The sequence below is a fragment of the Paenibacillus polymyxa genome (assembly GCF_001719045.1).
GTDB classification, from domain to species: Bacteria; Bacillota; Bacilli; order Paenibacillales; family Paenibacillaceae; genus Paenibacillus; species Paenibacillus polymyxa_B.
Genome location: NZ_CP015423.1, coordinates 4,404,356 through 4,418,937 on the forward strand (window position 1 = coordinate 4,404,356; position 14,582 = coordinate 4,418,937).

The window sequence follows — 14,582 nt, forward strand, 5'->3', positions numbered from 1 at the left end:
AGTTGAAGTTATAAGCCTGGTAGGCCTCTTGACCAATCCGGTCAACTAGCTAGCTGCTGAGGAGTTGATAAGAGATGGATATCGCTTATATCATAGATTTATTACGTAAACACGATGTGACCTTAGCTCCAGGCTTATCCATGCAAGAGGTTACCGATGTCGAAGGCAGGTATGATATTCACTTCCCGCCCGATTTGAGGGAGCTTCTGATGAGTGTTCTTCCCATCGGTAAAAGCTTTATCCCTTGGAGAGATACGTCACCACAGCGGATGGGTGTAATTCAGCAAAGGTTGAATTGGCCGCTGGAAGGTATGATTTTTGATGTGGAGCAACATATATTCTGGCCTCCCGAATGGGGCGAAAAACCGACAGATTCGGCGGAAGCCGTTGATATATGTAAACGTGAGATTTTACGTGTGCCCAAGCTAATCCCTATCAACGGCCATCGATATATCCCAGAGCAGCCATCTGAAGAAGGAAATCCGGTATTTTCAGTGTATCAAACGGATATTATCGTGTATGGGGAATGTGTTCAGGAGTATTTCAAGCTGGAATTTGGAGAGAAGCCTTATGAACAAATTGATTTTAATGCCGTAAAAAAGGTGCGTTTTTGGAGCAACTTTTGTGAGTGAGTGTCAGGAAGATGAATAAGTCGAAACGAAGAAAGGGGAGCATGATGAAGATGGAGCAGGATTTGGAAGAAATCAAAGAAAGGTTGACCCAGATCGAGACCAAACTGGAACAAAAGTCGACCTCCAAGAGAATCTTGAAGTACATGATCATCATTTTCTTGTCTATTTTTTTTCTTTTATTTCTAATAGGAATTATTCAATTTGTCTCAACCTAATCGGTGCAAGAGGATGAAGGAAGGGAGCTATTTATGTCCATAGAAGCGATTATTTTTGATCTGGATAATACTCTTATTCATCGCAAACAGGCGTTTGCGGCATATACAGAGCGCTTTATAGAACGATTTATTGTGGCAGAAGAACCTGCGATCCGCGCGGCTGTCGTTGAACAGATACGTTTGGCGGATCAGGACGGATATCGGGATAAGAGGGAACTGTATACCGAGCTGCATGCAGACTTGGAACTGAAAAATCCCGATACGTCAGTACAAGAGATGTTGGGCTTTTGGTATGGTGAATTTCATAAGTTTACGGTGTTGATGGACGGGGCCAAGGAAGTGCTGTCCGAACTGCGGTCGCGTGGCTTGAAGCTTGGTATTATTACCAACGGCTCACTCCGTACGCAGCAAGCGAAAATCGACCGAGTTATGCTGAGGGATTATGTGGATTCTATTATCGTATCGGGCGGCGTCAACATCCAGAAGCCTAATCCTCGAATTTTCGAGTTGGCTCTGAATGAGCTGGGCATTGTCGATCCCGGTCATGCCTGCTATGTAGGCGATCACCCGACAAATGATATTCGTGGTGCACAAAGTGCAGGATTGCATACCATCTGGCTGGAAGGCTTTATGACGTGGCAGGAAACGGGCATTGTACCGGACTATCAGATTGGGAGTTTGCGTGAAATCACAGGTTGGTTGGATCGTCGCAGTTATTCAACGAATAAGGAGGAGGGTGCATCATGAGTATGGAGCAGCAACCGAATCCCATTCTCTTATCGTTCCCTGACCAATTCCAGACGGAACGATTGACCATACGTGCCCCGCAGTGGGGGGATGGGGCGGCAGTCAATGAGGCGATGCGAGAGAGTGCGAATGAACTGCGGCCTTGGCTTCCGTTTGCAAGAAATCTTCCTACGGCAGAGGAATCTGAAATCCGTTCGCGCCAAGCCAGACTTAAATTTCTGGATCGGTCTGATATGATGTTGTATATATTTGATACGGTTTCGGGAGAATTTGTAGCTAGCAGCGGTCTACATCGCATCGATTGGGATGCACGAAGATTTGAAATTGGGTATTGGCTCAGAACATCATGGACCGGAAAAGGCATTATCACAGAGGCCGTGCACGGTATTACGAATTTTGCCATACAGCATTTGAATGCCAATCGGGTGGAGATTCGTTGTGATTCCAGAAACACGCGCAGCGCCAAGGTAGCGGAACGTGCAGGTTTTACACTGGAGGGGATTTTAAGAAACGTCGAGTATGATGAAGAGGGAAGCATGGCACACCAAATGGTTTTTGCCAAGGTGCGTGGTATTGAATTTTAGTATCCTCACATGAACAGTTTGGAAGTTGCTGATGGTTTGTACGATATTACGGAGGCTCATTATGATTAATTATATTATGAAAAATACAGACAAGTTAGTGTGCATACAATATGTCATCAGCAAAAGGTTCAGCAATCTTGCAAGCGCTATCCAAAAGAGGATGCTTTACGAATTTCCAGCAGCTTGGCGAAGATGTCCCAGCATTAGGACAGGTGATTTAGCATGAGGAGCGTTCGTAAGAGCGTCATTAGAAAGGCCAATCGGGAAATAAAGGCGAAATTCCGCTGGAAGGCCCGCGCTGCGTACCTAATTGCTGTGCTGGTCACGATTTTGTTGGGTTTGGGAAGCCGGGTTTTCTCCTCCCAGTTGCCTGAATTCGTTGCTAATCACTTTGGGGATGCTTTGTGGGCGTGCATGATTTATTTTGGGCTGAGAATGTTGTGGGTGAATCGTCAATTGTCTGTATCCCTGTGGGGCAGCTTGCTGTTTTGCTTCGCCATTGAGTTCAGCCAGATGTACCAGGCTCCCTGGATTAACCACATTCGGGCAACGACGCTGGGTGGCTTGGTGCTTGGGAAAGGGTTTCTGACCGCGGATCTGATCAGGTACACGGTTGGCATTGTGGTATCCTGGGCGATGGATCAAGGCTGTCAAAAGCTGGCGGGGAGCAATACACGTAGAGACAATGACAAACCACTCAAATAACCTGAAAAGCGAGGGTTGCGCTTGAAACAAAAGGGAAAGCGTCACAGGTTGTTCGGTAAGATGATTGGATTATGCGCAGGATTCAGCTTGTTGTTTGCAACCATACTTATCCCAGGGCAGGCACTGGCCGAAAGACAGCTTGCGGCGCCTCTTCGATTCGACTTTGGCCCAGGGAACGTAGCTGACGGCTACACCCAAGTCACTGCCAAGGATGTTTACACGCCTGAGCGAGGCTATGGATTTACCGATCTTTCCAAGGTGGATGAAGAGGATCGTGGTGGAAGTGATGCTATACGCTCAGACTTTGTTCGTGTTCAAGGATCATCATTTGTTGTCAATTTACCACCTGCGGATTACACGCTTTCCCTTATTGCCGGAGATACTGCCGGAAACACAGACATTACGGTTAAAGCCGAGTCCATTGTCAAGGTAGAACCTATTACCAAAACAGCAGGACAATTTGTCGAGGCTGGATTTGAACTTGCACTCATCGACGGTCAGCTCGAATTGTATTTCTCAGGTAATGAAGCGAAGATTAACGCTTTGGTTATTACTCCAAAGGATGCTCGAACGGCTGGAGAACGCCCTTCGGTATATCTTGCGGGAGATTCTACGGTTCAAACCTATAAATCCGCGACGAAGCCTCAGGCGGGCTGGGGACAAATGATTGCTCCGTTCTTCACAGATGAGCCTATTTTTGTGAACCGTTCTATTGGTGGACGAAGCACGAAAACCTTTCTGGTACAAGGGCGGTTAGATGATATTTTACGCAATATCCGTCCAGGAGATTATCTGCTCATTCAGTTTGGACATAATGATGCCGCGATCAACAACCAAGAGCGTTATGTTTCACCCGCGGATTACAAAGTTTACTTAAAAACCTACATCCAAGGAGCCATCCAACGCGGTGCAACACCTGTGCTAATTACTCCTGTTGGCCGCCGGGATTATGATGCGGCAAGTGCCTCGTTTCGGATTAGTTTCCCGGAATATGTGCAGGCCATGAAGGAAACAGCATCGGAGACAAATGTTGCACTGGTCGATCTTAGCCGCTTGAGTGTAGCGTACTATGATACACTTGGCCTCGAAGGAACACTTCCGTTATTTTTACATGTGGAGCCAGGGGTGTATCCTGCATTTCCTGATGGAGTGAAGGATGATACACATTTTCAGGAATACGGTGCGGAGCAAATAGCTCGGCTGGTAGCTCAGGGAATACGTGAGTTGAATATTCCTTTATCCTCTTATGTACAGGCGGAAGATTCGCAATAAAACATTATTTCCATAGTCATGGTATACTTAGAAAATAAGCTGGCCCTACCCAAAGATAGCATTGCTTAGGCTTGGGTAGGGCTTTAATGTTCTGGATCTTAAGGAGGAAGCGAGAATGACAGTCGCTCAACTTCATAATCTTATTAACGGTCAACTCCTGTACAATCAGCATCGGAGTTTATTTTATTTGCGTGAGGGTTCTGTTCTGTTAGGACCTTCAACAGAAATGACGTACTGGCTGACGCAGAGAAGCTCGGAGCTGATCCTCATGCTTCAAAGCTTGAAGCGCCAGCATACGTATAACGCTTTTGTGACGGATGTAGCGGCTAAAATACTGTCCCAGTTTGTAAATACCAATCAGTATCTACATTTTCACACAGATCATGCGAGGGAGCTTACGGAGCTGTATGATCGACTCTTCACCCGGATTGAAAAGTTGTTCCAGAAGAAATCTATAGATAGAGCAACCCTGGACTTGCTGCTGCAGCAGCATTATGGGCATTTGAGAGATTTTTTAACTCGTACCAACGGACGTGAAATGTTTGCTAAGTATGCAGAGTGTGAGTATACCTTTTGGATACCTTGTGAGGAATATACGCCGGAGTTGCAAGCCAATCTACTAGGATTGGACATTGCTCGTTTGCAAGAGCCTGTTCTAGATGTTGGTTGCGGATCTGAGGCACGGTTAATTACTTATTTACGTGCCTGTGGAATTGAGGCTTACGGAACAGATCGGCTGGCTGAAACAGAAGGTTGTGTCACTCGAGGAGATTGGTTAGAGACCACCTTTGGAGAAAGTGCATGGGGGACGATCATTTCACATATGGCATTCTCCAATCATTTTATACATCATCATCTGAAGGCAGATGGTAATATTCATGAGTACGCTCGCAAATATATGGAATTGCTTAGAGCCATTCGGCCAGGAGGGAGTTTTATTTACAGTCCGTGCCTTCCGTTTATGGAAGAGCTTTTGGATGCCCGAATGGGTTATCAAGTAGAGTATATCCAGTCATCTGAAGGTTACAGGGCCACGAAAATAACGCGTGTACATTCATAAGCGCGAGTAGTAGTCCATTCATTTGTCAGATTCATTCTTGGAATGGTAGTATAAGGATAGATATTACTCTATTTGGGATTCTGTTAATGATAAAGATTCTCATGACGCTAATTAGATACCATTAGAGGATGATCATTAGCAGTATGGCTGCACTGAATAATAATGATTAGCTTACGGATAACGGAATTTTCAGGAAAGATTAAATCATATTTTCCTAAAAGCCGATATATGGGAATGAGGCGAGAACATACTGTTATTATACCCGCCCGAAAATGGAAGTATATAATTTGGGTTAGGAGAGTAGAAGAAGTGTCAGATCTGTATACGAAAAAAGAAGTAGAAGATTATGTAACGAACGTGGTTTTCGAACGACCTTTAGGTGTAAGCATTTCAGCCATTTTATTGATCTTTAATGGGGCACTTCTGTTGGTGACCCAGCTATTGACGCTTAATGCATTAAATGAGGCTTCTACGTTAGTAGGCATTTGTAGGGGCATGTTTCAAGGATTTATCGCGTTACTCGGTTTGGCAGGGACGACTGCCGGTGTCGGTATGTTATTTGGTAAGAAGTGGGCTTGGTGGCTGGCAGTATTTTATTTTACATATGAGACCATGCGTTATACGTGTGCAATTCTGTTTATTCCAGATGTCCCTCCAACGTTGGGCGGTGTACAGCTAAACCCTGCTCTATACTACGTAAAATATGGTATGCGTATTATTTGGAATTTGTTGTTTACGTTGTTCATGTGTCGTAGTAAAGTCACAGGTTTTTTTCAAACAAGTGGAATCAGCAAGTGGAGAGCATGTATTGTATTATTCTTCATAAATGGAGTGATGGTTGGGATTGGCTGGTGGCTGATAAGATAGGTTCTTCGATGTGAAGGAGGAGATGAATAATGTCAATGGAAACGTTTCCGATTTTAGAAACCGATAGGCTTCGTTTAAGACAGCTTACAGTAGGGGATGCGGCGGATGTGTTCGGCTATTTTTCCAAGGATGAGGTCACACAATATTATGACTTGGAAAGCTTTACAGAGGTAGAGCAAGCCGAAAAATTTATTCGTTCGATGCTAACCAGATATGAGAAGCAAGAGGGCTTTCGTTGGGGGATTACGTTAAAAGAAGCTCCTGAGCGGATCGTGGGTACAATTGGATTCCATAACTGGCACAAGGAGCACTCCCGTATTGAAATTGGGTATGAGCTGGCACCGGAATATTGGCGGCAAGGTCTGATGACAGAAGCGATGAAGGTGGTCGTGAATTATGGCTTTCAATTGCCGCAGGTTCACCGTATAGAAGCCTTCATTGATCCAGATAACGAAGGCTCCAAACGGCTGCTGCTCAAAAGTGGCTTTACTAAAGAAGGTCACCTAAGAGACTATTTTTATGAAAAAGGTCAATTTGTCGACGCTGTTATTTTTGGCTACCTTCGGAAGGAGTTTTCCGTGGATCGGTAAGTTTACAAATATCCCTTGTCTCCGTATGGCTGGAGTCGATCAAGCCAGGTCTGCTCCAGCTTTGTCAGTGCATCTTTGACATCAAAGAACGCTGAGTCCTTTTTCTTCAAAACGTCCAGCACTTCAAATTCAAACGAATCTTCGCCATACTCATTCCATTCCTGTTGCAGTTGTTTATTCTTAAATCCACCCATGTTCAGCTCAAAACGCCGTCCATTCAGCGACTTTAAATTCGGCGTGGAAGAGACGAAAATTTTCCCATTACGTGTATTTCGGATGCAATAGATTCCTGCCTCTGTCTTCATCTCCATGTACTGCTGCACCAATTCTTTTCTTCGATTCATTGTCGAATCCTCCTATTGTATAAACGTTGAGATTCAAGATTCCTTCAACCAATATTCACTGCCATCCGGCTTACGATCCAATAGATTGTATTCAATCATATATCTTCGCACCGTGACATAATCGTCATATACTTCCTGTAAAATCGCATTGATATCCTTCTCATGATATATTTGTCCCTTTACAAAACGGCCCGCAATTTCACGCAGCACAATCAGCTTGTGCTTTTCTTGCATTTTAAAGGTCTTTAGGCGTCCGTCTGTCCCATTCGGAAAATACTTCGTGAGTACCTTCTGCCGCTCGTTTTCCGTAATGTTGTAGCGTTCGTCCACCATCCGTGCTTGTACTGGTACTTCTACAATGGCGGGTGCGTGCCGATCTTTCTCCTTTAACAGCTCCATTAATGTGAGAAAAACCTTGGCCTGTCGTTCTTTTTCTTTGAGACCAAAGCGATGATTACGTATGGTGGATGCGCTGCCGATTCCAGTTTCCTTTTGAATATCCGCATCGCCCATGCCTTGATAAAATAACTGAAGCAACCGATTCTGATGATCCGTCAGTCCAGTCAGCTTTTTGTCCAGACCGATCAAATAGTCAAAGACCGAACCGTACGTCCGCTCAATATGAAGTCGCATGTACCTCTCCGCGTCATAAAATACCCCTTGATCCTGATATATGATGCCTTGCTCAAATCGCTGTCCGTCCAGCAGGCAAATTACCTGTTCTTCTTGGCGAATATATCCTCGCTTCAGTTCTTCGATTCCAGCATTCCAGAACAGTTCGGAATGATCCATTTTAGTAAACACCTCAATTAAATGATGATTATTTTATAGACAATATAACATTTTGTTTATTTTAAATCAATGAGTGGATATTTATTTAGGGTCTCGACAATGTTCGCTATATACAAAAGAGACATCGGATTGTTATCATATGTAAATTATTGAATTGCATTAAGACTGGATAGTTGCTATATATTGTAATAAGGTGGGTTGGTAAACTATGAACAAAATGCGATTAGAAGAAGTCATAGAAAGTGGAGATTTAAAGGAAGCGGTAAAGATTATAGAGGAGATAGGTGAAAAGCTGGATTATACATTCACTCCATCAAATATCCCCTTCTGTCATAATTGTAATAGTGATAAGGTGCTAAATCAAAAGTTAGAACTTCCTTTAATCACTAACAATAAACGCTTCAAAAGAGTCAAATTAATTGGCTCTATTTGTTCCGGATGCGGTGAGGAATATATTAACGAGCAAGAGGTTAGGCATTTAGAAGAAATTGTGAAGTTAATAAATTCATACTGTAGTAATGAAAATAATGTTGAAGTTGTTGAAACTAAGAGTAACTGCGATGTTTGTGCAAGTAACAATGTTGATAGTGTTGAATTTGAAGTTTATCTTTTTTCAAATGATTCAAAAGTTATCTCTATTACTATACAAGAGGATTATTGTGTGGCATGCAACGCAGTTTATTATGCTGATGAAGGTGATCAATTAGCATTGGAGCATTTGCGGTGTTTTTTCTAACACAGTAATTTTCGGAGTTTTTCCGAACGTCTAAAGTCTATTTGACATTAGAATAATTTAGTATTAATCAAAACGCCATTCATATATGACGTTTTTGTATGCTTAGATTCGGGTTTAATCTCATAATTGTGTATTCTGAGAACTGGAATGAGAATGCATAGTTTCTGCTTAAAATTTTGGAACTTGAATCGCTAATTTTGAATGTCTTTGTTTATATAAACCCCACCCAGTGCCGATTAAAACGGGTCCGACCCCTAACGGGTGGTTAACCGTCATTCTAGCCGTACCCATAATGCAAGGTTAGTAATACTTTTGCCCTGTTCAATTTGATTGGTCTCAGCGATAATTATGCTAGATACACATTCTTACAGTTTAAACTCATAGTTAAAGGTGGGGGACGGTTAAAGATGAATTTTGAAGAAGCTTATATATATTCCAAAGAACAAGGGCACATTCGACCTATAAAACTACATAATAAAAAGAAGTATTATACTGCTCTCTCTAACCTTGAGGATAGCTGGACAGACAGAGTAGATGCTAAACTTGTAAATACATTTATTTATGAGTCAGTGCGTTTAATTATAAACTCAATCGTATTGTTTGAGAAAGGTTATACTGACTGCGCTTATTATTCATTGAGACAATCTTTAGAGATCTCTACTACAATGGTTTATTTGACGGAGCTAGACGCTGACAAGAAAAGAGAAACACTGGTTAATTGGCGAAATCAAAGTAGCTTCCCAATGTATAGTCAAATGTTAAAATTCTTGAAAAATAACGGAAATGCATTCTCTGACTTGAAAAATAAAATGGATAAATATTTTGAGAAAATACAAGAGGTAAAGCAATATATGAACAAATATGTTCATAAGCAGGGATTCAATACATTTTATATTGAAAGGAATCTTAGTTCTTCGGGTGAAAATGATAGTTCTCGTGTTATCAAGGATTTTGAAGGTTGTTTAGTAAGTTGCATCGGGGCTATTGCTGTGTTAAGACTTGCTATTGACCCCTTTCCTGTTCTTTTAATGGATGAAGATATCTATTCTAGAACTATTGATTTGATGACAGAACCTTATACGCATGAATTTGTGAAAGAATACATTGGGGAAGAAGCAATTGAAGCGTATAAGACTACAGATGTATACCAAGACTACTATCAATTTTTAATGCATGAAGAAAAACGGTTTTTTTCAGTCCTCGATGTGACTAAAAATCAGCATATAGATAAAGAAAGAATTGATGAAATTCTTAATCAAGCGCATCTGTTAACAAAAACAGATTTTATAGCTGTTGCAGTTACTAATTTGTCAGAGAAAGTAGCTAATATCTATTTTTTTAATGGATGGCCTTATTATACGACTAGCAATCGTTCGATTCGGAGTAATCTAGGTTTCCATAGTAAGACATTCAAGAATATTAAAAACTCAAAAAATCATTTGAATGTCCCATATGACGAAGCATTCGTGACTTTTGTATCTATTCATTCACAAGAATTTTTCTTAGAGCATAATGAAAAATATGAAATTGATGAGTATGAGTCACTAGTAGCTCAGGTAAGTGTACTACTCAAAATTATTCAGAATAGGACAACTAGTGGCGAAGCGAATGAAGTTCCTTAAAAGAGTTGAAATAGAGAAAGGGGAGTTTATATTTAGAATGTATGGTGGCAAACTATAGAGGGATGAGGAGGAGCACTTAACACGAATTGAGATAGTAGCTCTATATAAAGAAAAAGAGAGTGTTATAATAACTAAAAGGGAACGTTTGTTTTGTGTCTGAGAAGCTCTAAAATCGTTTCTAAGACATGTCGTTCCAAAGGTAACTAATTTGTGCAGAGTTTGTTTTAGGAACGCTAAAAAGGTCATTTCTGTTGACCTGAGAGGTGCAGATAAGAAGAAATTGACAACATAAATAGACCATGATATATTGTAATCAAGGTCAATGAAAAATATTCAATTCCACAAATTGGATTAGTCACTGCGAATGGTGCTGTAACACCATTTATTTATGTTGAATTAGCTAAGTATTAATCTGTGATCTACAAAACAGATAATATCAGATATTTTCCTGTTAATCAAGACTTTTTGTGTGATTAGTGTGAATAACAGCTATATTGTTACATAAGACCTAGTGGATTTTCCCTTCAAAAAAAGGATGATACTAATTGAAAGAAGCTGTGATTAAGTATCTTTCACCTGACCTAATAGAAAAATTAAAGAGGTGATAGGTAATTATGTCAATCCTAAACGCTATTTTTAGATATGAGGGTAATGAGGGTTTGATTGATTTGGAGGATATTTCCTCAAATGAAGATTATGAAGTGTTAAAAGAAAATTTATTTTGCAGTTCCAATAGTTGTAACTGCCCTTTGCAATATATTCCAAGAGGTAAGTATAGTGAATATTTGAAGAAACGAGCTGGCGAAAGTCATATTGAAAGTTGTAGATATTTTGCTGATACAAGTTTAAATGGACGTTCAAGAAGAATTGCTGGAACCAGTAGTTCAATTTTAAGAGATGATCATGTTGCGAATATACTCCGTGGACTTTATGATGCATATAATGAAACTGATGAAGAACGTGAATTAAGATTAGCTCATCAAAGAGAATATGCAAGACGGCGTAGAAATATTAGAGTAGATAATAATTCAACTGAAAATGAGTACGATGAAGTCTATGTAAACAATGCTACTACATCAGCAAGTGGTGAGGTATTATTGGAGGGAGAAAGGAATCCACCTGTGCGTAGAAGATATTCATTATTAGACTTGTCAAATGAAGATATCGGACAAACTCAAGGAACTATAGGTCAATTAGTTGAAGTACACAATTATGAAAAGCGGTCTCTTTTATTACTAAGTGACAAGAATAGAAGAATGAGACTTTACTTGTACTTAGAAGAAGTTTTTTTTGATAACTCTCCAGTAAACATTGACAATTATTTGTTGATGCTAAATGAATTATTGACTTTAGGTAGAGAGATTCAGATTAGTTGTGTCGGAGAGGTAGTGTTTAGGAATGATAGTTTAGGAATTTTAGTGCTGAGAGAAAAAGATTTAAGGGTAAATAGGGTTCCATTGGGTGTCTTTATAAATAGTTGATTTTAGTGTGGTTTAATAATAAAGCGAGATAACATATATTTCTATAGTGTGTATGTTTCAATCTTTTACAATATGGTAAGTGCGTTTTGAAATAAAAGTTTGTTTTTATATATTTACTCACTCACCAAATTGAACATAAACTCTGACTGTGTAACAGTTCGACAAAAAAGTGCTATAATCCTATTCAAATAAGGGATGGTATTTTTCAATTAATGTCATTATTGAAAATCGTTAGTGAGTAAGATGTGTTGGTAGTTTTCTTCCTAATTTAATTCTCACTATAAACTTAAAGAGGATGTCATAAATTTTTTTAGGCCTCCTCTTTTAGCTTTTTATACTTGAAAATGCTTAATCTGCCCGCTACAATTGATGTACAAAACAACTGGATAATTGACCAGTAATTACATTCAAAAGTTCTCATGTATTCCTACACTGTAGGTATTCGTGCTGTTACTTCCATCGACGGTATGACTGCCGACTGGGCACGTATCCCTTGGGATGTGTATGTAGATCTCTAATGAAGTGGACAATGAACCATATCGTGTATGACGTAACATCCAAACTACATGTAACAATTGAGTGGGAATATGGTAAGTATATAAACATTCTCAACGTAGTTGTATTCAGTGTTTCAGAACTGTGACTTTCCTTTATTCATGTTCTTCATGATAAAAGGGAGGTCTTTTTTATGCGTAGAACGACTGAATTGATTCGTGATTTTAAGAGGAACCAAGAGACTCTTGGACGTAGACCTACGTATGAAGATGGAAGCGTTGGAAGGACTATATAGGGTCAGAGTTTGAGATAGAGTCGATTGATGATATATAGCTGAATGTCCAAGTGTCCACGGAAAGGACTTAATATAAAAAGATGTGTCCCTTAGCAGGAAAGTTCAATGCCATAGTGAGTGACACAAAGAGCGCACGTTAAGAGCGTTATTTTTAGATGGGAAGCTATTTTCATAATAAAGACTGTCATAAAAAATCCTAAAATTAATGAATCGAGTAAACAAATTGATTTTTAATAAGCATTAAAAGAGAGTCTAACTAATATAAAGAAAAGAATGAAATAGAGTTTGAGATTAGAATAGAGATATATTCATTAATCGATTAAAGGATTTAATTAAAATAGAAATGTTTGATAATCGTGTTAAGAGAAAAGAGGAGGATTTATATGTATAATTCTTTAGATAAATTTTATGATTTAGTGCAAAAGGGAACAGAGAATAATAAATGGGATTATAAAAGAGATATTCACTTAAATCCCAATAATTCTTTTGCAAATATCTTAAAGGACATATTAGCTTTTGCAAATAGTGGTGGTGGCTGGTTAGTTTTAGGTGTGGATGATGATTCAAGAATAATAGGGGTGGATAAAATGATTGACCCGACATCCTTAGGCCAAAAAATATTAGATATAACTGGTGAACAAATTATGTTTGATTTAAATTATTATCGTATTCATACAGACTCAGAGATAGCAGTGGGTTTATTGTATGTGTACGATTCTGAAAAGGTATTGGTATCCCCAGTAAACTTGAATAATGATAAAGGAAAGGCCATAGTCAGTGAAAATACAATCTATTATCGTAGAAACGCTAGTTCAATTAAGGCAAATAAAGATGATTTAAATAATCTTATCTATAAAATAAGTCAGATAGGTAAATATGAATTAAAAAGAGAAGATATTAATCTAATTGAACGTAAAAAGTCAGAGTATTCATTCTTTAAAAGTGAAGACGACTTTCTTAGAGGTGATTTTAAATTTAGTGCAGATACTTTTGCAGATAAGATGAATACTATATTTCACTTTTATCAAAGTAAGTACACTAAATATGAGATTGGAATTTTATTGGGTTTTGAGTTGAATGCTATTGATGATTATTTTGAGGGTAAGAGATTTCCTAAATTAGAGCATCTATTGCGTGCTGTTGAAATTTTTGATTTACCTCATGATTACTTTTTTCAGTCTACAATTTTGACGAACAGACCTTTCATACAGAATCCTTTGATTACATATGTTATTTTAGAGAAAAGCGAAGACAAATTAGGATTGTATGATTATGGTTTTGGTAAAGCAGTACAAGAAATATTTTATGATACAGCAAAAGAGTTCTCATTTTTTAAAAAATGGCTATATTCTGAAAGAGAGGATTTAAAACCTCAAGTAGATGAATGGAGTAGGTTAACCGATCGAAATGTGATTCTCTATGAAAAATATGAAAAGTTTTTGGGATATGTCGATCTATCTGTGTACGATACATTTAAAGAGCATCTAAAAGTTCAATACTATAAGGAATTAGAAAAAACACCTGACGAGAACGAAAGATTTTTAAATGAAAAAATCCTGACTCATTTAACAACTAGCGACACTGAATATGTGTGTAAATTCATTTCAGAATTGATTAAAAAAATTCAAATAACAGATGATAAACTATGTATTGAGTATAATTTTATATATGAAGTACAGAATCAATTGATACGTTATAGAGATTATGATAAGCAGAATATGAGAGTGATTTTTAGTAGTGAACGATCGTTGGATGATTAATTAGAAATTGGTTACTAGATCTTGAAATTTCAGTTTACCTGCTCCAAGATAAACAAAAATATAGTAAGCTTCTCTATATTCCTACATTGTAGGTATCTGTGACGATATCAACGAAGTTAATAATATAAACGTATCGTATATGGTATGACAGTCTATTGATTGATTATCTCTATTTAACCATGGTTTAAGCAACTATATTTCAAATATGTCAATTCTCTTTGACTCGACCACACTCCAAGAAAAAACTTGTGACTACTTTACAAGTCAAACTGACCACTCTACAATTAACAATAACGATAAGATTTAGGTAGTGGTTTGTGTGTTTGAATATATGAGCTAAGTATTGTTTCTGGAGAAATTGTCAATCGAGGTAGCGCGCACCCTT

15 protein-coding genes and 1 pseudogene are annotated in these 14,582 nt (G+C 38.8%); 14 read left to right on the forward strand and 2 right to left on the reverse strand.

The window, feature by feature from the left end; genetic code table 11:
• The first annotated feature begins 74 nt into the window (after positions 1–74).
• The 9 genes from AOU00_RS19785 to AOU00_RS19825 all read left to right on the forward strand — a co-directional run bounded on the left by AOU00_RS19785 (position 75) and on the right by AOU00_RS19825 (position 6,672).
• Entirely contained in the window at positions 75–632 is a 558-nt protein-coding gene (locus tag AOU00_RS19785) for an SMI1/KNR4 family protein (RefSeq protein ID WP_069291452.1), read from the forward strand.
• 44 nt (positions 633–676) lie between these two features.
• Positions 677–847 carry a hypothetical protein gene (locus tag AOU00_RS26700; RefSeq protein WP_172828305.1) on the forward strand — a complete coding sequence of 57 codons (171 nt, stop codon included), beginning with the start codon at positions 677–679 and terminating at the stop codon, positions 845–847.
• Between the two features lie 33 nt (positions 848–880).
• On the forward strand, positions 881–1,594 hold the full coding sequence (locus AOU00_RS19795; protein WP_069291454.1) for an HAD family hydrolase: 714 nt from the start codon (positions 881–883) through the stop codon (positions 1,592–1,594).
• The gene (locus AOU00_RS19800) at positions 1,591–2,178 is read left to right on the forward strand and encodes a GNAT family N-acetyltransferase (protein ID WP_061829102.1); all 588 of its coding nucleotides are present in this window, start codon (positions 1,591–1,593) and stop codon (positions 2,176–2,178) included. Before AOU00_RS19795 ends, AOU00_RS19800 begins: the two co-directional genes overlap by 4 nt.
• 222 nt (positions 2,179–2,400) lie before the next feature.
• Positions 2,401–2,883: a ribosomal maturation YjgA family protein gene (locus AOU00_RS19805; RefSeq protein WP_069291455.1), complete on the forward strand. Its 483-nt coding sequence runs from the start codon at positions 2,401–2,403 to the stop codon at positions 2,881–2,883.
• A gap of 60 nt (positions 2,884–2,943) precedes the next feature.
• Positions 2,944–4,155, forward strand: coding sequence for a rhamnogalacturonan acetylesterase (locus tag AOU00_RS19810; protein ID WP_069291456.1), 1,212 nt, complete (start codon positions 2,944–2,946; stop codon positions 4,153–4,155).
• A gap of 115 nt (positions 4,156–4,270) precedes the next feature.
• A complete protein-coding gene (locus tag AOU00_RS19815) occupies positions 4,271–5,215 on the forward strand; it encodes a class I SAM-dependent methyltransferase (RefSeq protein WP_069291457.1) in 945 nt (314 codons plus the stop codon).
• A gap of 309 nt (positions 5,216–5,524) precedes the next feature.
• Positions 5,525–6,082: a hypothetical protein gene (locus AOU00_RS19820; protein ID WP_069291458.1), complete on the forward strand. Its 558-nt coding sequence runs from the start codon at positions 5,525–5,527 to the stop codon at positions 6,080–6,082.
• Positions 6,083–6,111: 29 nt separating this feature from the next.
• Positions 6,112–6,672 carry a GNAT family N-acetyltransferase gene (locus tag AOU00_RS19825; RefSeq protein WP_069291459.1) on the forward strand — a complete coding sequence of 187 codons (561 nt, stop codon included), beginning with the start codon at positions 6,112–6,114 and terminating at the stop codon, positions 6,670–6,672.
• Between the two features lie 2 nt (positions 6,673–6,674).
• On the opposite strand, the gene AOU00_RS19830 is transcribed toward AOU00_RS19825, so the two are convergent.
• Positions 6,675–7,016 (reverse strand): GIY-YIG nuclease family protein, encoded by a 342-nt coding sequence (locus tag AOU00_RS19830; protein ID WP_069291460.1) that lies wholly within the window; start codon positions 7,014–7,016, stop codon positions 6,675–6,677.
• A gap of 33 nt (positions 7,017–7,049) precedes the next feature.
• The gene (locus AOU00_RS19835; RefSeq protein ID WP_069291461.1) at positions 7,050–7,808 is read right to left on the reverse strand and encodes a DUF2087 domain-containing protein; all 759 of its coding nucleotides are present in this window, start codon (positions 7,806–7,808) and stop codon (positions 7,050–7,052) included.
• A 208-nt stretch (positions 7,809–8,016) separates the two neighbouring features.
• Between AOU00_RS19835 and AOU00_RS27175 the strand changes: the two genes are divergently transcribed.
• From AOU00_RS27175 to AOU00_RS19855, 5 genes and pseudogenes are all read left to right on the forward strand, one after another.
• A complete protein-coding gene (locus AOU00_RS27175; RefSeq protein ID WP_061829110.1) occupies positions 8,017–8,544 on the forward strand; it encodes a hypothetical protein in 528 nt (175 codons plus the stop codon).
• A gap of 407 nt (positions 8,545–8,951) precedes the next feature.
• Entirely contained in the window at positions 8,952–10,166 is a 1,215-nt protein-coding gene (locus AOU00_RS19845; RefSeq protein ID WP_061829111.1) for a hypothetical protein, read from the forward strand.
• A 614-nt stretch (positions 10,167–10,780) separates the two neighbouring features.
• Complete coding sequence (locus tag AOU00_RS19850) at positions 10,781–11,647, forward strand: hypothetical protein (RefSeq protein WP_061829112.1); 867 nt, start codon at positions 10,781–10,783, stop codon at positions 11,645–11,647.
• Positions 11,648–12,069: 422 nt separating this feature from the next.
• Positions 12,070–12,290 (forward strand): annotated as a pseudogene (locus tag AOU00_RS27735) (hypothetical protein); the annotation flags it as partial.
• Between the two features lie 530 nt (positions 12,291–12,820).
• Positions 12,821–14,197 (forward strand): AlbA family DNA-binding domain-containing protein, encoded by a 1,377-nt coding sequence (locus AOU00_RS19855; RefSeq protein WP_069291462.1) that lies wholly within the window; start codon positions 12,821–12,823, stop codon positions 14,195–14,197.
• The last annotated feature ends 385 nt before the right edge of the window (positions 14,198–14,582 follow it).

What these genes read in the sequence shown, in the direction of transcription:
- AOU00_RS19785 (WP_069291452.1), top strand. Translation starts at nt 75, where the DNA reads ATGGATATCGCTTATATCATAGATTTATTACGTAAACACGATGTGACC.
- AOU00_RS26700 (WP_172828305.1), top strand. Translation starts at nt 677, where the DNA reads ATGAAGATGGAGCAGGATTTGGAAGAAATCAAAGAAAGGTTGACCCAG.
- AOU00_RS19795 (WP_069291454.1), top strand. Translation starts at nt 881, where the DNA reads ATGTCCATAGAAGCGATTATTTTTGATCTGGATAATACTCTTATTCAT.
- AOU00_RS19800 (WP_061829102.1), top strand. Translation starts at nt 1,591, where the DNA reads ATGAGTATGGAGCAGCAACCGAATCCCATTCTCTTATCGTTCCCTGAC.
- AOU00_RS19805 (WP_069291455.1), top strand. Translation starts at nt 2,401, where the DNA reads ATGAGGAGCGTTCGTAAGAGCGTCATTAGAAAGGCCAATCGGGAAATA.
- AOU00_RS19810 (WP_069291456.1), top strand. Translation starts at nt 2,944, where the DNA reads ATGATTGGATTATGCGCAGGATTCAGCTTGTTGTTTGCAACCATACTT.
- AOU00_RS19815 (WP_069291457.1), top strand. Translation starts at nt 4,271, where the DNA reads ATGACAGTCGCTCAACTTCATAATCTTATTAACGGTCAACTCCTGTAC.
- AOU00_RS19825 (WP_069291459.1), top strand. Translation starts at nt 6,112, where the DNA reads ATGTCAATGGAAACGTTTCCGATTTTAGAAACCGATAGGCTTCGTTTA.
- AOU00_RS19830 (WP_069291460.1), bottom strand. Translation starts at nt 7,016, where the DNA reads ATGAATCGAAGAAAAGAATTGGTGCAGCAGTACATGGAGATGAAGACA.
- AOU00_RS19835 (WP_069291461.1), bottom strand. Translation starts at nt 7,808, where the DNA reads ATGGATCATTCCGAACTGTTCTGGAATGCTGGAATCGAAGAACTGAAG.
- AOU00_RS27175 (WP_061829110.1), top strand. Translation starts at nt 8,017, where the DNA reads ATGAACAAAATGCGATTAGAAGAAGTCATAGAAAGTGGAGATTTAAAG.
- AOU00_RS19845 (WP_061829111.1), top strand. Translation starts at nt 8,952, where the DNA reads ATGAATTTTGAAGAAGCTTATATATATTCCAAAGAACAAGGGCACATT.
- AOU00_RS19850 (WP_061829112.1), top strand. Translation starts at nt 10,781, where the DNA reads ATGTCAATCCTAAACGCTATTTTTAGATATGAGGGTAATGAGGGTTTG.
- AOU00_RS19855 (WP_069291462.1), top strand. Translation starts at nt 12,821, where the DNA reads ATGTATAATTCTTTAGATAAATTTTATGATTTAGTGCAAAAGGGAACA.